General features: G+C 67.2%; 17 protein-coding genes, 2 tRNA genes and 1 pseudogene. 13 read left to right on the forward strand and 7 right to left on the reverse strand.

Annotation, left to right across the window (positions count from 1 at the left end):
• Nucleotides 1-17 precede the first annotated feature (17 nt).
• Together gatB and CQY20_RS03555 are read left to right on the forward strand one after the other, a co-directional pair.
• Nucleotides 18-1,523: an Asp-tRNA(Asn)/Glu-tRNA(Gln) amidotransferase subunit GatB gene (gene gatB, locus CQY20_RS03550; RefSeq protein ID WP_097938282.1), complete on the forward strand. Its 1,506-nt coding sequence runs from the start codon at nucleotides 18-20 to the stop codon at nucleotides 1,521-1,523.
• Complete coding sequence (locus CQY20_RS03555) at nucleotides 1,523-2,311, forward strand: nuclear transport factor 2 family protein (RefSeq protein WP_097938283.1); 789 nt, start codon at nucleotides 1,523-1,525, stop codon at nucleotides 2,309-2,311. Before gatB ends, CQY20_RS03555 begins: the two co-directional genes overlap by 1 nt.
• On the opposite strand, the gene CQY20_RS03560 is transcribed toward CQY20_RS03555, so the two are convergent.
• Nucleotides 2,308-2,922: a TetR/AcrR family transcriptional regulator gene (locus CQY20_RS03560; protein WP_097938284.1), complete on the reverse strand. Its 615-nt coding sequence runs from the start codon at nucleotides 2,920-2,922 to the stop codon at nucleotides 2,308-2,310. The genes CQY20_RS03555 and CQY20_RS03560 overlap by 4 nt on opposite strands.
• Before the next feature lie 82 nt (nucleotides 2,923-3,004).
• Here CQY20_RS03560 and CQY20_RS03565 point away from each other — a divergent pair, with 82 nt between their 5' ends.
• Nucleotides 3,005-3,904: an oxygenase MpaB family protein gene (locus CQY20_RS03565; RefSeq protein ID WP_097938285.1), complete on the forward strand. Its 900-nt coding sequence runs from the start codon at nucleotides 3,005-3,007 to the stop codon at nucleotides 3,902-3,904.
• 1 nt (nucleotide 3,905) lies between these two features.
• On the opposite strand, the gene CQY20_RS03570 is transcribed toward CQY20_RS03565, so the two are convergent.
• A complete protein-coding gene (locus CQY20_RS03570) occupies nucleotides 3,906-5,027 on the reverse strand; it encodes a PQQ-dependent sugar dehydrogenase (RefSeq protein WP_097938286.1) in 1,122 nt (373 codons plus the stop codon).
• Nucleotides 5,028-5,162: 135 nt separating this feature from the next.
• Between CQY20_RS03570 and CQY20_RS03575 the strand changes: the two genes are divergently transcribed.
• Nucleotides 5,163-5,963, forward strand: coding sequence for a DoxX family protein (locus CQY20_RS03575; protein ID WP_097938287.1), 801 nt, complete (start codon nucleotides 5,163-5,165; stop codon nucleotides 5,961-5,963).
• Between the two features lie 7 nt (nucleotides 5,964-5,970).
• On the opposite strand, the gene CQY20_RS03580 is transcribed toward CQY20_RS03575, so the two are convergent.
• Nucleotides 5,971-6,309 carry a PH domain-containing protein gene (locus tag CQY20_RS03580; protein WP_097938390.1) on the reverse strand — a complete coding sequence of 113 codons (339 nt, stop codon included), beginning with the start codon at nucleotides 6,307-6,309 and terminating at the stop codon, nucleotides 5,971-5,973.
• A gap of 329 nt (nucleotides 6,310-6,638) precedes the next feature.
• Here CQY20_RS03580 and CQY20_RS03585 point away from each other — a divergent pair, with 329 nt between their 5' ends.
• The 3 genes from CQY20_RS03585 to ilvC are packed head-to-tail and all read left to right on the forward strand — an operon-like array spanning nucleotide 6,639 to nucleotide 10,094.
• Nucleotides 6,639-8,531 (forward strand): acetolactate synthase large subunit, encoded by a 1,893-nt coding sequence (locus CQY20_RS03585; protein WP_097938288.1) that lies wholly within the window; start codon nucleotides 6,639-6,641, stop codon nucleotides 8,529-8,531.
• Nucleotides 8,531-9,037 (forward strand): acetolactate synthase small subunit, encoded by a 507-nt coding sequence (ilvN, locus tag CQY20_RS03590; protein WP_163700411.1) that lies wholly within the window; start codon nucleotides 8,531-8,533, stop codon nucleotides 9,035-9,037. The genes CQY20_RS03585 and ilvN overlap by 1 nt, the downstream gene beginning before the upstream one ends.
• Nucleotides 9,038-9,092: 55 nt before the next feature.
• Complete coding sequence (ilvC, locus tag CQY20_RS03595; protein ID WP_097938290.1) at nucleotides 9,093-10,094, forward strand: ketol-acid reductoisomerase; 1,002 nt, start codon at nucleotides 9,093-9,095, stop codon at nucleotides 10,092-10,094.
• Nucleotides 10,095-10,141: 47 nt separating this feature from the next.
• Here the strand turns inward: ilvC and CQY20_RS03600 are convergent, their stop codons facing one another.
• Entirely contained in the window at nucleotides 10,142-11,557 is a 1,416-nt protein-coding gene (locus CQY20_RS03600; RefSeq protein ID WP_207767241.1) for a phytoene desaturase family protein, read from the reverse strand.
• A 54-nt stretch (nucleotides 11,558-11,611) separates the two neighbouring features.
• On the opposite strand from CQY20_RS03600, the gene serA reads away from it, so the two are divergent.
• The gene (serA, locus tag CQY20_RS03605; protein WP_097938292.1) at nucleotides 11,612-13,198 is read left to right on the forward strand and encodes a phosphoglycerate dehydrogenase; all 1,587 of its coding nucleotides are present in this window, start codon (nucleotides 11,612-11,614) and stop codon (nucleotides 13,196-13,198) included.
• Nucleotides 13,195-14,205, forward strand: coding sequence for a 3-isopropylmalate dehydrogenase (locus CQY20_RS03610; RefSeq protein ID WP_097938293.1), 1,011 nt, complete (start codon nucleotides 13,195-13,197; stop codon nucleotides 14,203-14,205). Before serA ends, CQY20_RS03610 begins: the two co-directional genes overlap by 4 nt.
• Nucleotides 14,206-14,248: 43 nt before the next feature.
• On the opposite strand, the gene CQY20_RS03615 is transcribed toward CQY20_RS03610, so the two are convergent.
• Complete coding sequence (locus CQY20_RS03615; protein WP_234816083.1) at nucleotides 14,249-14,641, reverse strand: DUF4333 domain-containing protein; 393 nt, start codon at nucleotides 14,639-14,641, stop codon at nucleotides 14,249-14,251.
• A gap of 10 nt (nucleotides 14,642-14,651) precedes the next feature.
• Nucleotides 14,652-15,850: pseudogene (locus CQY20_RS03620) on the reverse strand (MFS transporter).
• A 115-nt stretch (nucleotides 15,851-15,965) separates the two neighbouring features.
• Here CQY20_RS03620 and CQY20_RS03625 point away from each other — a divergent pair.
• The 4 genes from CQY20_RS03625 to CQY20_RS03640 all read left to right on the forward strand — a co-directional run bounded on the left by CQY20_RS03625 (nucleotide 15,966) and on the right by CQY20_RS03640 (nucleotide 18,591).
• On the forward strand, nucleotides 15,966-16,769 hold the full coding sequence (locus CQY20_RS03625; protein WP_097938294.1) for a fumarylacetoacetate hydrolase family protein: 804 nt from the start codon (nucleotides 15,966-15,968) through the stop codon (nucleotides 16,767-16,769).
• Nucleotides 16,766-18,262 (forward strand): glutamate--tRNA ligase, encoded by a 1,497-nt coding sequence (gltX, locus tag CQY20_RS03630; protein WP_097938295.1) that lies wholly within the window; start codon nucleotides 16,766-16,768, stop codon nucleotides 18,260-18,262. Before CQY20_RS03625 ends, gltX begins: the two co-directional genes overlap by 4 nt.
• Nucleotides 18,263-18,379: 117 nt before the next feature.
• Nucleotides 18,380-18,451: transfer RNA gene (locus tag CQY20_RS03635), tRNA-Gln, on the forward strand.
• 64 nt (nucleotides 18,452-18,515) lie between these two features.
• Nucleotides 18,516-18,591: transfer RNA gene (locus tag CQY20_RS03640), tRNA-Glu, on the forward strand.
• A gap of 51 nt (nucleotides 18,592-18,642) precedes the next feature.
• On the opposite strand, the gene CQY20_RS03645 is transcribed toward CQY20_RS03640, so the two are convergent.
• Nucleotides 18,643-19,344 carry an IclR family transcriptional regulator gene (locus tag CQY20_RS03645; protein WP_097938296.1) on the reverse strand — a complete coding sequence of 234 codons (702 nt, stop codon included), beginning with the start codon at nucleotides 19,342-19,344 and terminating at the stop codon, nucleotides 18,643-18,645.
• Nucleotides 19,345-19,366: the final 22 nt, after the last annotated feature.

A 19,366-nucleotide genomic window follows, 5' to 3' on the forward strand; every position in this document is an offset into this window, starting at 1 on the left:
CCACTAAACTCGCCTACATGACCACTGCATCGGCGGCCGAACTGCTCGACTACGACGACGTCGTGGCGCGCTACGAGCCGGTCCTGGGCCTCGAGGTGCACGTCGAGCTGTCGACGGCCACCAAGATGTTCTGCGGCTGCGCCAACAAGTTCGGCGCCGAGCCCAACACCCAGGTGTGCCCGGTCTGCCTCGGCCTGCCGGGCGCGTTGCCGGTGCTCAACCAGGCCGCCGTCGAGTCGGCGATCCGCATCGGGCTGGCGCTGAACTGCGAGATCGTGCCGTGGTGCAGGTTCGCCCGGAAGAACTACTTTTATCCGGACATGCCGAAGAACTATCAGATCTCGCAGTACGACGAGCCGATTGCGATCAACGGCTATCTCGACGTGCCGCTGGAGGACGGCAGCACGTGGCGCGTCGAGATCGAGCGGGCACACATGGAGGAGGACACCGGCAAGCTCACCCATCTCGGCAGTGACACCGGCCGGATCGAGGGCGCGACGACGTCGCTGATCGATTACAACCGCGCCGGCGTCCCGCTGATCGAGATCGTGACAAAGCCGATCGAGGGTGCGGGTGAACGCGCGCCAGAGGTCGCCCGTGCGTATGTGACCGCGCTGCGGGACCTGTTGCGTGGCCTTGGTGTTTCCGACGTACGAATGGATCAGGGCTCGCTGCGCTGCGACGCCAACGTGTCGCTCAAACCCAAGGGGCAGGCGGAGTTCGGCACCCGCACCGAGACCAAGAACGTCAATTCGCTCAAGAGCGTCGAAGTCGCCGTTCGCTACGAGATGCGTAGGCAGGCCGCCATTTTGGATTCCGGCGGCCGAATCGTGCAGGAGACCAGGCACTTTCACGAGGACGGCTACACGTCGCCGGGCCGCAGCAAGGAGACTGCGCAGGACTACCGCTACTTCCCGGAGCCCGACCTGGAGCCGGTCGCGCCGGATCCGGAACTCGTCGACAAGCTCCGGCAGACCATCCCGGAGTATCCGTGGTTGCGGCGCAAGCGAATTCAACAGGAGTGGGGTGTCTCCGACGAGGTCATGCGCGACCTGGTGAACGCCGGCGCCGTCGAGCTGGTGGCCGCAACCGTCGAACACGGCGCGCCCAGTGAGGCCGCCCGCGCATGGTGGGGCAATTTCCTGGTGCAGAAGGCCAACGAAGCCGGCGTCGAACTCGACGAACTGAACATCACGCCCGCCCAGGTCGCCGCGGTCGTGAAACTGATCGACGAAGGCAAGCTGTCGAACAAACTCGCTCGTCAGGTGGTCGAAGGTGTGCTCGCGGGCGAGGGAGAACCCGAAGAGGTGATGAAGGCGCGCGGCCTGGAGTTGGTCCGCGACGACTCGCTGATCCAGGCCGCGGTGGACGAGGCGCTTGCCGCCAATCCCGACATCGTCGAAAAGATCCGCGGCGGCAAGGTGCAAGCGGCCGGTGCCATCGTCGGCGCCGTGATGAAGGCGACGAAGGGTCAGGCCGACGCGGCCCGCGTACGCGAATTGGTGTTGGCGGCCTGCTCCTGATGGCGGCCGCCGAGGCCGACCTGCTGGCGATCGTCGAGCGGTCACCGGCGGCCACCGCAGCACACGACCCCGCAGCGTGGATCGGCCTGTTCACCCCTGACGGCCGCGTCGAGGATCCGTACGGTTCGCGTCCGCATGTCGGCGTCGACGCGATCGGCCGGTTCTACGACACCTTCATCGGCCCGCGGCAGATCATCTTCCACCGCGACTTCGACGCCGTGCAGGGTGCTGCGGTGGTCCGCGACCTGATGCTCGAGATCGTCATGGCCGCAGGGGTGACGTTGAACGTGCCCATGCATCTGCGCTACGACCTGCGAAAGACAAACGGGGACTGGGCAGTCGAGCGACTCCGCGCGCACTGGGAGTTGCCGACGATGTTGGTGCAGATGCTGCGCAACGGCAAAAAGGCGCTACCGGTCCTGCCGCGAATGGGCGCCGAATTGGTGCGCAATCAGGGCATCGTCGGCGCCGCCGGATTCCTCAAGGCCTTGCGTCGGCCCAGTCGACGCCAAAAACATTGTGCGCGAAGGCTTCTCGACGCGGCCGTGGCGGGGGATGAGTTGACCGTGCGCCGGTCGCTGGCCAGGCGCGCGGTTGTCAGCCGAGGGGAGAAGGCCTCGATGACGGTCGGCGAGTTCGTCGCGGCGTTACGAGGCGGGCGCTGGACGAAGATGATCGCCGCGGGTGACACCGTCAGCGCATCGGTCACCACGTCATCGGGACGCGGCGTCGTCTTCTGCGAATTTCGGCGCAAGGCCGAGAAAGTCGGCCGCATCCGCTATTTCTAGCTTCGACCTCCCAGCAGGGCCAGCGCCGAGCGCGTGTACTCCTCGAGGCGTTCGCGCGGATACGTTTCGGGATCGCTGACCGCCAACCTACCCAGCATCTCGGCGAACGACAGCATCGTGTGGCCGAGCAACACCGGATCCAGACCGGCCAACGCGGGCGACAGCGCGATGCCCGCCTTGGCCAGCTCCTCGGCTTGGGCCAGGATCGACGACCGCGCCCGCCGCAGCGCATCGCGGTACTCGCGGGGAGCGCTGTCGGGCATCGTCAGGATCAACCGCCAGCGCGTCGGGTGCTCGAGCACCACGCGCAAGAACGCCGAGACCGTCGCGGCGTAGGCGGCCGTCGGGCCGGGCCCGGTCAAGTCCTCGGGCATCGCCGCGCGCACCTGCTCGATCCCGCGCTGGTGCTCTCGGTGCAGCAGCGCCGCGACCAACTCGCCTCGCGTACGAAACACGGTGTAGAGCACTGGTTTTCCCACACCCGCGGCTTCGGCGACCGCCTCCATGCTCAGCTCGTGCAGCTGGCAGCCGTCGAGCACCTTCAGCGCCGAGTCCAGCAGCTGCTCCCGGCGTTGCTCGCGCGGCAGGCGCGGCGCGTACTTGCGGCTCATGACCGCAATATTACGCCGCCGTTGTATTCGCGTCGGCCAATTGCTACGGTGGCGTTATATTCAGCGTGAGCGGAGGGTTGACATGTCAATCAGGCGCGATGACTACGGATTCTTCGGACCGGGCTCCCCGACATGGAAGGTCTGGGTGTCGCCGACGGCCCTGATCGGCTTCCAGCGTGCGGTGGTGCTCGAGCACTTCGACCCGTTTCTGGCCGCCGCGGTCGCCGACAGCGCAGGCATCTACACCGACCCGACCGGGCGACTCGACCGCACGCTGGCCTACTTCCTGACGGTGGCGGTCGCCGACGGACGCACCGCGGTCGAGGCGGCGGACGAACTGATGAGAGTGCACGCCAAGGCCAAGGGCGTCGAACCGATCAGCGGATCTCGCTACAGCGCCAACAACCCCGACGCCCAGTTGTGGATCCACGTCACCGGCTGGCATTCGGTGCTGAAGTGCTACGAGCGGTACGGCCCCGGTCCGCTGTCGCCGGATGAGGAAGCGCGCTACTGGGCCGAGTCGCGGATCGCCGCCGAACTGCAGACCTGCAAGCCGAGCGACGTTCCGGCGTCACGTGACGAGGTGCGCCAGTACTTCGCCGACGTTCGCAACAAGCTGTGCACGTCCGAGCACGCCGACCGCGCGATGCATTACCTGCTGTGGACGCCACGTGACCGCGGCGTGCGGTTGTGGTTGGGCAGCCGGATCCTGGCGCCGGCAGCGATCGCGACGCTGCCGAAGTGGATGCGGCACATGGGCAAGTTCGACCAACCGGCCGCCGTCGACGCCGCCATCACGCCGATCGCGCAGGCGACCGTGCGGGCACTGTCGCTGAACAACTACCGCCCGATGCTCGCGGTCGCGCGCCGACTGGTGCCGCACACCGCAGAGATCCTCGCGCAGCATTTGAGCGCAGGGCCACCAGCGCTGCCGCAGACCGTGACACCGGCCGAAGCGCGCGAGCGTTTGGTGAACGCGTGAGCTACGTCTTGTCGTTGGAGTCGCGCGGGAAGCCGCCGCCCGACGGGAACACCGGGAACACGACGTCGTCGAGTTTCTCGGGATCACCGACGGTCTTGTTCACCGTTGCGCCCCACACGTTGCCGTCGGGCGACATCTGAATCGCCCACGCGTGCCCGTGCACGTCCTGGCGAACCACCTCCGGCTCGCCGGTCACCGCACCGGTGTCGGGAGCCAGCCGCACGGCCACCGTCTGCTTGGTGTCGATCAGGTTGACCAGCACCGTGCCGTCCAACGCCGCACAACCGGCCACGCCCGGCTTGTCCGGCCAGGTCCACACCGTCGACACCTTCGAGTCCTTGGTGATCCGTTGCAGCCGGTCGGCCGTCGGCGTGCGGTCGGTGATGTAGAGCGATCCGTCGGACGGGTCCTTGCACAGGCCACCGCCTGACCCCAAGCCGCTCAGCGCGGTGGTCAGCGGCGCCTGGTTGACAGTCGTGGGCTGTTCGATGCGCAACACCTTGCCCGCCGGTGACGCCGGGTCGGCGGCCAGCGCCGGATCACCCGCGTCGCCGGTCAGCACGACCAGCGTGGTGGGACTGGTGAACAGCAGCGCGCCCATGTTGCCCGTGGCGCCCTTGGGGATGCCGGTGAAGATCGGCTTGGGGACGTCGCCGTCGGCGATGCGCATCACCCGGTTGTCAGTGGGGGTGCTGACGTAGGCGTACATCAGCCGGTCCTGCGAATAGGTCGGCGACAGCACGATGTCCATCAGCCCGCCGTCGCCGCTCGGATCGACTGGGATGACGGTCTTGATCTTCGGCTCGGCCCGCACGGACACCTCTTTGACGGCGCCGGTGAGCCGCTCGGCGACCAGCGCGGACTGGCTGTCGGGCAGCATGATCAGACCGCTGGTGCTCTCCAAGCAGCCCTGCATCACCCCGGGCGCGCGGCATTCCTTCGGGAACGGCTTGGGCGGCAGCGGCGGAGGCGGGGGAGGACTCGACGGCGGACCCGGCCGCAGCTCCGGTTCGGTGGTGAACGGCTGCGACTGCGCGCTGTCGAACCGCGCGCAGCCGGACAGCGCGAGCACCGCGGCGCACGACACCGCGAGGACGGCTCGCAACGGTCCGCGCACGTTCATGCCCGCCAGGTTACGGATTGATCGGCACTGCGCGCCACGCACCGGCGGGCCGAATTGCGCGCTCACCCGCGAAAAGGCGCGCGAAGCGCCGCGCCAATCCGCGATTCACCGATCATGAGCACTTACCCTGGGCCAATGAGCGGTCACCCTGATTGGCAGCGGCCCGACGACCTGGGCCGGCCGGTGTCGGCAAGCCTGGTCGACCCCGAGGACGACCTGCCTTCGTCGAGTTATGCCGGTGATTTCGAAACCACCGCGATTCCCAACTACAAGTCGGGTCCGCAGCCCGGATTCGGGCTGATCAGCGACCCAGAGCCGCTGCCTTACGTGCAGCCCGGCGACGAGCAATCCATGTCGACCTACGCACAACCGGCCGACATCGGCCCCGCCTACGACCAACGCGGCGACCACCGTCGCGGCACCCAGGACCTCGGCCTGATGCTGCTGCGCTGGGCCGTCGGCGCGCTGTTGGTTGGGCACGGCCTGCAGAAGGCGTTCGGCTGGTGGGACGGCCCCGGCCTGGACGGATTCGAGGAAACCCTTTCGGGAATGGGGTTCAAGTACCCCGAGATACTCACCTACATCGCCACCGGCGGTCAGATCCTGGCCGGTGTGCTGCTGATCCTCGGCCTGTTCACGCCGCTGGCCGCCGCGGGCGCCCTGGCCTACCTGATCAACGGCCTTCTCGCCGAGGCCACCATCGCGCACGAGGAAGCCAGGCTCTCGGAGTTCTTGACCGACGGACACGAGTACAAGGTGATCCTGGGGGCCGCCATGGTGGCGATCATCCTGGCCGGACCGGGCCGCTACGGGCTCGATGCCGGACGCGGCTGGGCCCGACGGCCATTCGTCGGGTCGTTCGTCGCGCTGCTGATCGGCATCGGCGGCGGCATCGCGCTGTGGGTGTTGCTCAACGGCGGCAACCCTCTGGCCTGACGACGCGTCATTTGTAGGGGTTGGGCACCCGGCCGCCGCTGGCCGCAGTCAACCGCGGCAATGTGGCGAATGTCACTGCAGGCAGTAGCAGGTCGCCGCCGTCCTTCAACTGTGCACGCGCCCATTTTGCCCTGGTGAAGCGCAGTCCGTCGATGTCCTCCCAGCGCACGGTCTGGCTTCCCAGCAGCCGTCTTGCGGTCACGCCGTCGCGGTCGGCGACCGTGCGCAACCGGATGATGCAGGCGGACAAAAGCACCGGGATCACCAGAAACACCGCTGTCCAGCTCGCTGCCAGCACGATCGCCAGCATGCCGAGTGCAAGGAAGCCGACCGCGAGATGCGCCATCGGCGAGATCCGGATCACGACGGGTCCCGTAGCTTCCGGTGGTTCCGATGGTGCCGGCGATTGGGAAGTCACGAGGCCATCGTCGCACTAGACCCGAATTTGACGGCTGACCAGTACGGAGACTACGGTCAACGATTGTGCAGAACCTTGGCTTGCTCGTAGTAATTGGGTTGCGCGTTGATACCGCGCTAGCCCTCACTCGGGCATAGTCAAAAGTATCAACGCGCAACCCTCGTACAGCGGCCTCGCTGGCGGGGGTTTTTTGTTGCCCCAGCAGTGAATTGCAGCCAGAACAACAGCACACCACTCGAGAACCAAATGAGGAAACCGTGAGCGCACCAACCACACGACCCCCGGAGCGGTCGGAGACCCCACCGTACGGGGAGCTGGCTGAGGCCAACGCTGCGCAATCCGCAGCGAAGGCATCCAGCCGCGGCCCGTCAAGCCACCCCAAGAAGGTTGCCCCGCAACAGCTCACCGGAGCCGAATCGGTCATCCGGTCGTTGGAGGAGCTCGACGTCGACGTCATCTTCGGGATTCCCGGCGGTGCGGTATTGCCGGTCTATGACCCGCTTTTCGACTCGAAGCGGCTGCGGCACGTCCTCGTCCGCCACGAGCAGGGCGCCGGACATGCGGCCAGTGGGTACGCTCACGCCACCGGCAAAGTCGGTGTGTGCATGGCGACGTCGGGACCGGGTGCCACCAACCTGGTGACGCCGTTGGCCGACGCACACATGGATTCGATCCCGGTGGTCGCGGTGACCGGCCAGGTCGGGCGCGGTCTGATCGGCACGGACGCCTTCCAGGAAGCCGACATCTCCGGCATCACGATGCCGATCACCAAGCACAACTTCCTGGTGCGCAACGGCGATGACATTCCGCGGATCATGGCCGAGGCGTTCCACATCGCCCGTTCGGGCCGCCCCGGTCCTGTGCTGGTCGACATTCCCAAGGACGTGCTGCAGGGGCAGTGCACGTTCAGCTGGCCGCCGCGGGTGGAGTTGCCGGGCTACAAGCCGAACACCAAGCCGCACAGCCGCCAGATTCGTGAGGCCGCCAAGCTGATCGCGGCGGCCCGCAAGCCGGTGCTCTACGTCGGTGGCGGCGTCATCCGCGGTGACGCCAGCGCCGAACTGCGGAAACTGGCGGAGCTGACCGGCATTCCGGTCGTCACCACCTTGATGGCGCGTGGCGCGTTCCCGGACAGCCACCCGCAGAACCTGGGCATGCCGGGCATGCACGGCACCGTCGCCGCGGTGGCCGCGCTGCAGCGCAGCGATCTGCTGATCGCGCTCGGCACCCGGTTCGACGACCGGGTGACCGGCAAGCTGGATTCCTTTGCGCCCGAGGCGAAGGTGATCCATGCCGACATCGACCCGGCCGAGGTCGGGAAGAACCGCAACGCCGATGTGCCCATCGTCGGGGACGTCAAGGCCGTCATCGGCGATCTCATCGAGGCGTTGCGCCGCAACGGCACCGACGCCGACTCGATCGACATGGACAGCTGGTGGGAGTATCTGCGCGGCGTGCAGGCGACCTACCCGCTGAGCTACGGCCCGCAGAGCGACGGCAGTCTGTCGCCCGAGTTCGTGATCGAGAAGCTGGGCAAGATCGCCGGGCCCGACGCGATTTACGTGGCGGGCGTCGGCCAGCACCAGATGTGGGCCGCGCAGTTCATTTCGTACGAGAAGCCCAATACGTGGATCAACTCGGGTGGCTTGGGCACCATGGGTTTTGCGGTGCCTGCGGCGATGGGCGCGAAGTTCGCGCGTCCCGACGCCGAGGTGTGGGCCATCGACGGCGACGGCTGCTTCCAGATGACGAATCAGGAGTTGGCCACCTGCGCCGTCGAGGGCGCGCCGATCAAGGTTGCCATCATCAACAACGGCAACCTGGGCATGGTGCGCCAGTGGCAGACGCTGTTCTACGAAGAGCGGTACAGCCAAACGGATCTGGCGACCCACAGCCATCGCATCCCCGACTTCGTCAAGCTGGCCGAGGCGCTGGGCTGCGTCGGGTTGCGTTGTGAGCGCGCTGAAGACGTCGAGTCGGTGATCGCGCAGGCCCGCGAGATCAACGATCGTCCGGTGGTCATCGACTTCATCGTCGGCGCCGACGCGCAGGTGTGGCCGATGGTGGCCGCGGGCACCAGCAACGACGAGATCATGGCCGCGCGCGGAATCCGGCCGCTGTTCGACGATCCCGAAGAAGGTCATGCGTGATGAGCACCGCTCCGACACATACCCTTTCGGTGCTCGTCGAGGATAAGCCCGGTGTCCTCGCCCGTGTGGCGTCGCTGTTCTCGCGGCGCGGCTACAACATTCAGTCGCTGGCCGTCGGCGCCACCGAGCAGAAGAACATGTCGCGGATGACGATCGTGGTCAGCGTCGAGGAGCATCCGCTGGAACAGATCACCAAGCAGCTCAACAAGCTGGTCAACGTGATCAAGATTGTCGAGCAGGACGAGGCGAACTCGGTGTCGCGGGAGTTGGCGCTGATCAAGGTGCGCGCCGACGCCGCCACCAGGGGGCAGGTCATCGAGGCGGTGAACTTGTTCCGCGCCAAAGTCGTTGATGTCTCTACAGAGTCATTGACGATCGAAGCCACCGGTACACAGGAGAAGTTGGATGCGTTCCTGAGGGTGTTGGAGCCGTACGGGATCCGCGAGCTCGTGCAGTCCGGAGTGGTGTCGCTGTCGCGCGGTCCGCGCGGCATCGGCGTGAAGTAGGCCCTGAATAATCGCAACAGATCAAAGAGGAAAAGGAAGCACTGTGGCAGTAGAGATGTTCTATGACGACGACGCGGACCTGTCGATCATCCAGGGCCGCAAGGTCGGCGTCATCGGCTACGGCAGCCAGGGCCATGCGCACTCGCTGAGCCTGCGCGACTCCGGCGTCGAGGTGAAAGTCGGCCTGAAGGAAGGCTCCAAGTCGCGGCCCAAGGTGGCCGAGCAGGGCCTCGACGTCGACACCCCGGCCGAGGTCGCCAAGTGGGCCGACGTCATCATGCTGCTGGCGCCCGACACCGCCCAGGCCGAAATCTTCGCCAGCGACATCGAACCCAATCTCGAGGACGGCAACGCGCTGTTCTTCGGCCACGGCCTCAACATCCACTTCAACCTCATCAAGCCGCCCGCCAACGTCACCGTCGGCATGGTCGCCCCGAAGGGACCCGGGCACCTGGTGCGTCGCCAGTTCGTCGACGGCAAGGGCGTGCCCTGCCTGGTCGCCGTCGAGCAGGACCCGAAGGGCGAAGGGCAGGCGCTGGTGCTGTCGTACGCTAAGGCCATCGGCGGCACCCGCGCCGGCGTCATCAAGACGACGTTCAAGGACGAGACCGAGACCGACCTGTTCGGCGAGCAGGCCGTACTGTGCGGCGGCACCGAGGAACTCGTGAAGGCCGGATTCGACGTGATGGTCGAAGCCGGATACGCGCCCGAGTTGGCCTATTTCGAGGTGCTGCACGAGCTGAAGCTGATCGTCGACCTGATGTATGAGGGCGGCATCGCGCGGATGAATTACTCGGTGTCCGACACCGCCGAGTTCGGCGGCTACCTGTCGGGCCCGCGCGTGATCGACGACGGCACCAGGGACCGGATGCGCCAGATCCTCAAGGAGATTCAGGACGGCAGCTTCGTCAAGAAGCTCGTCGCCAACGTCGAGGGCGGCAACAAGCAACTCGAGGAGCTGCGCAAGCGCAACGCCGAGCACCCGATCGAGGTGACCGGCAAGAAGCTGCGCGACCTGATGAGCTGGGTCGACCGCCCGATAACGGAGACGGCGTAGCCGTCTCCGTTATCGATTTCGACGCGCTAAGCGGCGCTACGCGCACGCTAGCGCGCCGAAATCCCGAATTCGCGGCGCAGCACCGTGCGCGCCGCGTAGTAGCCGCACATGCCGTGCACCCCGGTGCCCGGCGGCGTGGCCGACGAGCACAGGTAGGCCTTGGGGATCGGCGTCGTGTGCGGGTTGAGCCGCAACGTGGGCCCGACCATGGCGGCGAACAGCGTGGCTCCGCCGACGATGATGTCGCCGCCGACGTAGTTCGCGTTGTGCTCCGACATCCGCGCCGCGGGCACGCAATGTGACGACACCACAAGATCCCGGAAGCCGGGGGCGTGGCGCTCGAACATCGCCGTGATGGTCTCGGTCAGGTCGGCGGGCGAGCCGGCCGGGACGTGCGCGTAGGTCCACAACGGCCTGCGGCCCTGCTCGTCGATGCGTGACGGGTCGACCAGGTGCGGCAGCGAAACCAGCGTCATCGGCCATTCGGCGTGGCGCCCGGCCGCGACTTCGCGTTCGGCCAACGCCATCTGCGCGCGTGTGCCGCCCAGATGTACCGTCGGCGACTGGGCCACCCGCTCGTCGCGCCAGGGGATCTCCCCGGAGAGCACGAAGTCGACCTTGCACACGCCGGGGCCGAAGCGGTAGCGGCGCAACGCTTTCGCGTATCGCGGCGGAACTGCGTCGCCGTAGATGTCCAGCAGCGCCGTCGGTGCGGTGTCGTAGATCGCCACGCCTTCGGGTGGTGTCGTCACGGGTTCACCGACCACCAGTTCGCCGCCGTGGGCGCGCAGATCGGCGATCAGCGCGTCGGTGATCGCCTGCGTCCCGCCGACGGGCACCGGCCATCCCGCGGTATGGGCCACGGTGCCCAGCATCAGCCCGGCGCCGCTGTTCACCGGCGACGGCATCCGCGAAATCGCATGCGCGCCAACGCCGGTGAACAACGCGCGAGCGTCCTCGCCGCGCAGCAGACCCCACGCCGGGCTGCCCTGCGTCAGCACTCGCAACCCGGTCCGCACCGTCGTCACCAGATCCGGCGGCAGGGAGCGCTTGTCGCCCAGAAAGAATCCGAGCACCCCGTCGACGTGCTCGGTCAGCGGCCCGAACAGCCGTCGCCATGACGCACCGTCGTCGAGTTCGGCGCAGGTGCGTTCCAGCGAGCGATACGCCAGCGCGGCGGGCCGTTCCGGCAGCGGGTTGGCATAGGACACCTCGGGCGCGACGAGTTGCACGCGGTGGGCCGCCAGATCGAACTCCTTGAAGAACGGCGAGGTGACCGCCAGCGGATGCACCGCCGAGCACACGTCGTGGCGCACGCCCGGGAAGTCGGGGTCTTGTGCGGTGCGTGCGCCGCCGCCAGCGGTGGGTTGTGCTTCGATGACCCGCACCGACAATCCGGCTCGGGCGCAGATGACGGCGGCCGCCAGGCCGTTGGGTCCGCTGCCGACCACGGTCACGTCCACGCTGGCGAATCTCCCGGCCGTCGCGCCTCCAGTCAAGCCCATTAGTCTGGCCGGGTGAGTCTTCCCGTCGTACTGATTGCCGACAAACTGGCCGAATCGACAGTCGCCGCGCTGGGTGACCAGGTGGAGGTGCGCTGGGTCGACGGCCCCGATCGCGAAAAGCTGCTGGCCGCCGTGCCCGAGGCCGACGCGCTGCTGGTCCGTTCAGCCACCACCGTCGACGCCGAGGTGCTGGCCGCTGCGCCGAAGCTCAAGATCGTCGCCCGGGCCGGCGTGGGACTGGACAACGTCGACGTCGACGCCGCCACCGCCCGCGGGGTCTTGGTGGTCAACGCGCCGACGTCCAACATCCACAGCGCCGCCGAGCACGCGATCGCGCTGCTGCTGGCCGCCGCGCGCCAGATCCCCGCCGCCGACGCGTCACTGCGCGCACGCACCTGGAAACGGTCGTCGTTCTCGGGCACCGAGATCTACGGCAAGACCGTCGGCGTCGTCGGGTTGGGCCGCATCGGCCAACTCGTGGCGCAACGGCTGGCCGCGTTCGGCACCCACATCCTGGCCTACGACCCCTACGTGTCGCCTGCCCGCGCCGCCCAACTCGGCACCGAACTGGTCACGCTGGATGAGCTGCTGTCGCGGTCGGACTTCATTTCGGTGCACCTGCCGAAGACGCCCGAGACCGCTGGGCTCATCGACAAGAAGGCGCTGGCGAAGACCAAGCCGGGCGTGATCATCGTCAACGCCGCACGCGGCGGCCTGATCGACGAGGAGGCGCTCGCCGAGGCCATCGCCAGCGGTCATGTCCGCGGGGCCGGCCTCGACGTGTTCGCCAAGGAGCCGACGACCGACAGCCCGTTGTTCGATCTGCCGCAGGTCGTCGTCACACCGCATCTCGGCGCGTCGACCGCCGAAGCGCAGGACCGTGCGGGCACCGACGTCGCCGAAAGCGTCAAGCTCGCCCTCGCCGGTGAATTCGTGCCCGATGCGGTCAACGTCGGCGCAGGCGTCGTCGGCGAAGAGGTCGCCCCGTGGCTCGATCTGGTGCGCAAGCTCGGCCTGCTGATCGGTGTCCTCTCCACCGAGCTGCCGGTGTCGCTCGACGTGCAGGTGCGCGGCGAGCTGGCCTCCGAAGATGTTGAGGTGCTGCGTCTTTCGGCGCTGCGTGGACTGTTCTCGTCGGTGATCGAGGATCCCGTGACGTTCGTCAACGCGCCTGCGCTGGCCGCCGAGCGCGGTGTCGAGGCCACCATCAGCACCGCGACCGAGAGCCCGACTCATCGCAGCGTCGTCGACGTGCGCGCGGTGTGCGCCGACGGTCAGGTCGCCAATGTGGCCGGCACGCTGACAGAGCCGCAGCAGGTGCAGAAGATCGTGCAGATCAACGGCCGCAACTTCGACATGCGCGCCGAGGGCATCAACCTGATCATCAACTACGCCGACCGGCCCGGCACGCTCGGCCGCATCGGCACCCTGCTCGGCGGGGCGGGCGTGAACATCCACGCCGCACAACTCAGCGAGGACGCCGAGGGCCCGAGCGCGACGATCCTGTTGCGCATCGACCAGGACGTGCCGCAGGAGCTGCGCACCGAGATCGCCGAGGCCGTCGGCGCCAACCTGCTGGAAGTGGTGGACCTGTCATGAAATTGGCGGTCATTGCCGGCGACGGCATCGGGCCGGAGGTCATCACCGAGGCGTTGAAAGTTCTCGACGCGGTGCTGCCCGGTGTCGAGAAGACGGAGTACGACCTCGGCGCTCGGCGTTATCACGCGACGGGGGAGGCCCTGCCCGATGGCGTCATCGATGAACTGAAAACCCACGACGCGATCCTGCTCGGCGCCATCGGCGACCCGTCGGTGCCCAGCGGTGTGTTGGAGCGCGGGTTGCTGCTGACGCTGCGGTTCGCGCTTGACCACCATGTGAATCTGCGTCCGTCGCGGCTGTATCCGGGTGTCGAATCTCCGCTGGCCGGTAACCCACCGATCGATTTCGTCGTCGTGCGCGAGGGCACCGAAGGCCCCTACACCGGCACCGGCGGCGCGATCCGCGTCGGCACACCGCACGAGGTGGCCACCGAAGTCAGCTTGAACACCGCCTTCGGTGTCGAACGCATCGCCCGTTATGCGTTCGCGCTGGCCGCCGAGCGGCGCAAGCATGTCACGCTGGTGCACAAGACCAACGTGCTGTCGTACGCGGGAAGGCTGTGGACCCGGGTGGTCGACGAGGTCGGCAGCGAGTACCCCGACGTCGAGGTCGCCTATCAGCACATCGACGCCGCCACCATCCACATGGTCACCGACCCGGGCCGATTCGACGTGATCCTCACCGACAACCTGTTCGGCGACATCATCACCGACCTGGCGGGCGCGGTGTCCGGCGGTATCGGGCTGGCCGCCAGCGGCAATATCGATGCGACGCGGACCAATCCGTCGATGTTCGAACCGGTGCACGGCAGCGCACCGGACATTGCGGGGAAAGGCACCGCCGACCCCACCGCCGCGATCATGTCGGTGGCGCTGCTGTTGTCACATGTCGGTGAGGCCGAGGCCGCCGCGCGTGTGGACAAGGCCGTCGAGAAGCATCTGGCCACCCGCGGCGATGCGACGTTGTCGACGACGCAGATCGGCGAAAGGATTCGCGCCAACCTCTAGGCGGTTACCGAACTCACTTGCGCAGCAACGTACTTCGTCGTCGTCACTGTGGCTGATCGTCCACCTTGAGGTCGAAGTTCACGTCGCTGCCGTCCACCTTGGTGACATTGACGTTGACGCCGTAGGTTTCACCGCCGTCGTGCAGCATGCAACGGGTCGTCGCACCGACTTCACCTTTGAGGTTTTCGGGGCATTCGACGGACTCGGGTGCGCGTCCGACTTGTTTCTCGAGTTGGCCCGAGATCTCCTTCGCGAGATCATCCTTGTCGACCGAGACGCTTGTCCCAGCGGAGAAGGAACAGGCCATCGTGGTCGCCAGTACCGTTGCGGCCCATGCTGCCGATTGAACGAGTCGCCGCATCGCGGGCACCTCCTGCGCGTTGGGTGTGGGCAGCACTGTGGCATACCGCGGGCCGTTGCGCGGGAGATTCGACAATGCTTCCCACTCAATCGCGGTTGTCGAGCAGCTGGTCCGCGGCCACGGGGACCAACGGTATCGCGATCAAGGGGAACACCGCGCAGATGGCGAAGGCCGCCGAATAACCTGCGGCCCCGATCAGGGCTCCGATCACCGGAGGCGCCACACCCGCGGTGAGCAATTGGCTGGTGTTCTGTGTGCCGAGCGCGCGTCCGCTCCAGAACGGGCCCGCGATCTCGGCGATCGCGGTGAACGCCAACCCGTTGTCGGAGACGGTGATCACCGATGCGATGACGACCATTGCGACACTGATCGGCGAATCCAGCCAGTCGGTCAGCGCCAACAGCGCCATGGATGCGGCTGCGGCCAGTGCGATGGTGCGGATCGGCCGCATGCGTGACCGGACGATGTCCGACCAGCGGCCCACCGCGATCCGTCCTGCGGCGCCGAGGAATTGGGCCGCGGTCACCAACAGACCCGCCGAGGCGGCCGACCAGTTCCGCTCAGTCATCAACCACACCAACGTGAACGTCCACACGACGACCTGCGGGGCCACCAGCAGAACGGACACGGCATGGATGCGCCACAGCACCGCCGAGCCCCGATACGGGTTGGCGAGGTGGTGTTCGGCGGCCTCCGCGCGGTCAGGCCGCGGCGGATCTTTCACGGCCACCGCCGATATGACGGCCGACCCGCGCACACGATCGCCGGAAACAGCAGTGCCGCAGAAACGCCGTGGCTTTCGGCCAACCGGGGAATCACCAAGGCGCCCAGCCCGACTCCCAACGGCTGGGCCGTCTGCCGGATGCCCATCACCAGCCCGCGTTGCTCCGCCGAGAACCAGCCCACCACCAGTCGGCCGCTGGCCGAGTTACTGCTCGCCGCCGCCATTCCGCCGAGCAACAGGAACGCGCCGACGGCGACAAGCGAGTGCACCGAGGCCGCCGCGAACGCCGCCGCCGCCGTGAGCGCCGAGCCCAGCGCCAACACGATCCGCTCACCGATGCGGTCGACGAGGTAACCCCAAGCGATCAGCGTGAAGACCATCCCGAAGCTGGGCATCGACGACACCAGCCCCGACTTCGCCAGATCGAGTCCGCGCTCGGTGTGCAGGGTCGGAATAAGGAAGGCCGCGCCGTTGATGAAGACGTTGGCGAACATCGTCGACGCCAGGGCGATCACCAGCATCGACCACCGGCGCAGTGTCCCGACGGTCTCCACGGTCATGGTTGCCATCGTCGCACAGGCGTCTCAAGATGCTGAATTTCGATCCCGCATCATGAGATCCGGTTGGAGGGGAGCGGTCGACGGGACGCCCGTGGCCGCCCATTAGGCTGGGCTGATGCGCCTAGGTCGAATCGCCAGCCCCGATGGAGTCGCTTTCGTCAGCGTCGAGGGAGAGCCCGACGATCCGGCAGCGGTCGTACGGGAGATCGCCGAACACCCGTTCGGCACCCCGACGTTCACGGGGCGACAGTGGCCGCTGGCCGACGTCCGGGTCCTGGCGCCGATCCTGGCCAGCAAGGTGGTGTGCGTCGGCAAGAACTACGCCGCCCACATCGCCGAGATGGCCGCGCAAAACAAAGGCCCGGCCGTCGAGTACGTCGACCCGATCATCTTCATGAAGCCCAACACGGCCATCATCGGTCCGAACGTGCCGATCCAACTGCCCGCCGACGCCAACCCGGTGCACTTCGAGGGCGAGCTGGCGGCCGTCATCGGGCGGCCGTGCAAGGACGTGCCCGCCGCGCGCGCCGCCGAGAACATTCTCGGCTACACCATCGCCAACGATGTCTCCGCGCGTGATCAACAACAGAAGGACGGGCAGTGGACCCGCGCGAAGGGTCACGACACCTTCTGTCCCGTCGGGCCGTGGATCGTCACCGATGTCGATCCGTCCGATCTGGCGATCCGGACCGAGGTGAACGGCGAAATCAAGCAGGACAGCCGCACCTCCAACATGATCCACGACGTCGGCGCGATCGTGGAATGGATCTCGGCGGTGATGACGCTGCTGCCCGGCGATCTCATCCTGACCGGCACGCCGGAGGGCGTCGGGCCGATCGAGCACGGCGACACCGTGAGCATCACGATCGAAGGCATTGGCACATTGACGAATCCCGTTGTGCGGAAGGGGAAGTCATGACAAACGAGACGAGCACGGAGTCTCGTGTCCGGGTTCGGTTCTGCCCGTCGCCGACGGGCACTCCGCACGTCGGATTGATCCGCACCGCGCTGTTCAACTGGGCGTACGCGCGCCACACCGGCGGTGTTTTTGTGTTCCGGCTCGAAGACACCGACCCCCAACGCGACAGCGAGGAAAGCTATCTCGCGCTGCTGGACGCGTTGAACTGGCTCGGCCTGAATTACGACGAGGGTCCGGAGATCGGCGGCCCCTACGGCCCCTACCGCCAATCCCAGCGGCGCGACATCTACCGCGACGTGATGGCCCGGCTGGTGGAGGCGGGCGAGGTGTATGAGGCCTACTCGACTCCTGAGGAGGTGGAGGCCCGTCACCGCGCTGCGGGCCGAAACCCGAAGCTGGGCTACGACAATTTCGACCGCGACCTGACCGAGGAGCAGCGCGCCGCCTACCGGGCGGAAGGCCGCAGGCCGGTGTTGCGGCTGCGAATGCCCGACGAGCCCATCACGTGGCACGACCTGGTCCGCGGCGAGACGACGTTCGCGCCGGGCAGCGTGCCCGACTTCGCCTTGACCCGCGCCAGCGGAGACCCGTTGTACCCGTTCGTCAATCCCGTCGACGACGCACTGATGAAGATCACGCACGTGCTGCGCGGCGAGGACCTACTGTCGTCGACCCCGCGCCAGATCGCGCTGTACCGTGCGCTGATTCGCATCGGGGTGACCGACCGCATCCCGGAATTCGGGCACCTGCCCGCCGTGCTCGGCGAGGGCACCAAGAAGTTGTCCAAGCGTGATCCGGAATCCAATCTCTTCCTGCACCGCGATCGTGGCTTCATTCCGGAGGGCCTGCTGAATTACCTGGCGCTGCTGGGCTGGTCGATCGCCGACGACCGCGACGTGTTCACCCTCGAAGAAATGGTGGCGGCGTTCGACGTCCGCGACGTCAACTCCAACCCGGCCCGCTTCGACCAGAAGAAGGCCGACGCGCTGAACGCCGACCACATCCGGATGTTGAGCGAGGAGGACTTCGCCGCGCGGCTGCGCGCGTACTTCGACGCGCACGCCTACGACACCGGGCTGTCCGACGAGCAGTTCGCTGAGGCGGCGCGGCTGGTGCAGACCCGCATCGTCGTGCTCGGCGACGCTTGGGACCTGCTGAAGTTCCTCAACGACAGCGAGTTCGGCCTGGACGAAAAGGCCGCGAACAAAGAGCTCGGCGCCGACAGCCGCCCCGTTCTCGACGCCGCGCTGGCCGCGCTCGAGGCGGTCGACGAGTGGCGCGCCGACAAGATCGAGGCGGCGCTGAAGGCGTCGTTGCTCGAGGACATGGGCCTCAAGCCGCGCAAGGCGTTCGGTCCCATCCGGGTGGCGGTCACCGGTGCGACGGTGAGCCCGCCGCTGTTCGAGTCGTTGGAATTGTTGGGTCGCGATCGCAGTTTGTACCGATTGCGGGCGGGCCGGGACCGGGCCGCGGCCGTGGCGGCGGACGCGTGAGAAGCCGACCCGAAAAATTTGGTAGTCTGCACGTCGGCCAGGCATCAGCGGCGGCTCGCCCGTCGACCCGGTTGCTGGCCGGAAAATAGCTTGTGACCTGCGGTTACAGGCGGCCAATGGGGTATGGTGTAATTGGCAACACAGCTGATTCTGGTTCAGCCGTTCTAGGTTCGAGTCCTGGTACCCCAGCAGCATCGACGATTAGGGTCGGCCTCGCCACCTAAGCTATGCTGACCCAGCGGATGCAGTTCTAGCCCCCGTCGTCTAGCGGCCTAGGACGCCGCCCTCTCACGGCGGTAGCGTGGGTTCGAATCCCATCGGGGGTACCAGCGAAAATTCGCGAAATTCCACTGACCAGCGCATTCGCGCATCCGAATGTCTTACAGTCGGCGGGCCAGCGCGTCGGCGGCCGCCAACAGATCCGCCGCCCAGCGCGCACCCGGCCGGCGTCCGATGCGGTCGATCGGTCCCGACACCGACACCGCGGCGATCACCGCACCCCGTCCGTCACGCACCGGCGCTGAGACACTCGCCACACCGGGCTCGCGTTCGGCGACGCTCTGCGCCCATCCGCGCTTGCGCACTTCTGCGAGGGTGCGCTCGGTGAACATGGCGTGCGGCAGCACCGCTTGCTGCGTCGCGGGGTCGCTGTAGGCGAGCAGGATCTTGGCGCCCGAGCCCGCCGTCATCGGCAACCGCGTGCCGACGGGAACCGTATCCCGAAGTCCGGCAGGCGGTTCCAGCGCCGCCACGCAGATTCGCGACGTGCCTTCGCGACGGTAGAGTTGCACGCTCTCGCCGGTGATCTCGCGCAGCCTCGGCAGCACGACGGCGCCAGCGGCCAGCAGCGGATCGTTGACGTGGCCTGCCAATTCGACGAGTGCGGGCCCGAGCCGCCAGCGGCCCTCCGCGTCGCGGGCGAGCAGCCGGTGAACTTCCAACCCGGCGGCCAGCCGGTGCGCGGTGGCTCGGGGCAACCCGGTGCGCTCGCACAGGTCGGCCAGCCCGCATGGTGACTCGGCGACCGCGTGCAGGACTCCGACGGCTTTGTCCAGCACGCCGATGCCGCTATCCTGTCTCACAGAGAGATACTAACGTTCCAGA

The organism is Mycolicibacterium agri (genome assembly GCF_002553505.1).
Lineage (GTDB): Bacteria > Actinomycetota > Actinomycetes > Mycobacteriales > Mycobacteriaceae > Mycobacterium > Mycobacterium agri.

Coding starts and splice junctions, on each gene's coding strand:
- CQY20_RS03565 (WP_097938285.1), top strand. CDS start 3,005: ATGTCAATCAGGCGCGATGACTACGGATTCTTCGGACCGGGCTCCCCG.
- CQY20_RS03570 (WP_097938286.1), bottom strand. CDS start 5,027: ATGAACGTGCGCGGACCGTTGCGAGCCGTCCTCGCGGTGTCGTGCGCC.
- gltX (WP_097938295.1), top strand. CDS start 16,766: ATGACAAACGAGACGAGCACGGAGTCTCGTGTCCGGGTTCGGTTCTGC.
- CQY20_RS03575 (WP_097938287.1), top strand. CDS start 5,163: ATGAGCGGTCACCCTGATTGGCAGCGGCCCGACGACCTGGGCCGGCCG.
- CQY20_RS03560 (WP_097938284.1), bottom strand. CDS start 2,922: ATGAGCCGCAAGTACGCGCCGCGCCTGCCGCGCGAGCAACGCCGGGAG.
- CQY20_RS03580 (WP_097938390.1), bottom strand. CDS start 6,309: ATGGCGCATCTCGCGGTCGGCTTCCTTGCACTCGGCATGCTGGCGATC.
- CQY20_RS03610 (WP_097938293.1), top strand. CDS start 13,195: ATGAAATTGGCGGTCATTGCCGGCGACGGCATCGGGCCGGAGGTCATC.
- CQY20_RS03625 (WP_097938294.1), top strand. CDS start 15,966: ATGCGCCTAGGTCGAATCGCCAGCCCCGATGGAGTCGCTTTCGTCAGC.
- CQY20_RS03555 (WP_097938283.1), top strand. CDS start 1,523: ATGGCGGCCGCCGAGGCCGACCTGCTGGCGATCGTCGAGCGGTCACCG.
- ilvC (WP_097938290.1), top strand. CDS start 9,093: ATGTTCTATGACGACGACGCGGACCTGTCGATCATCCAGGGCCGCAAG.
- ilvN (WP_163700411.1), top strand. CDS start 8,531: ATGAGCACCGCTCCGACACATACCCTTTCGGTGCTCGTCGAGGATAAG.
- gatB (WP_097938282.1), top strand. CDS start 18: ATGACCACTGCATCGGCGGCCGAACTGCTCGACTACGACGACGTCGTG.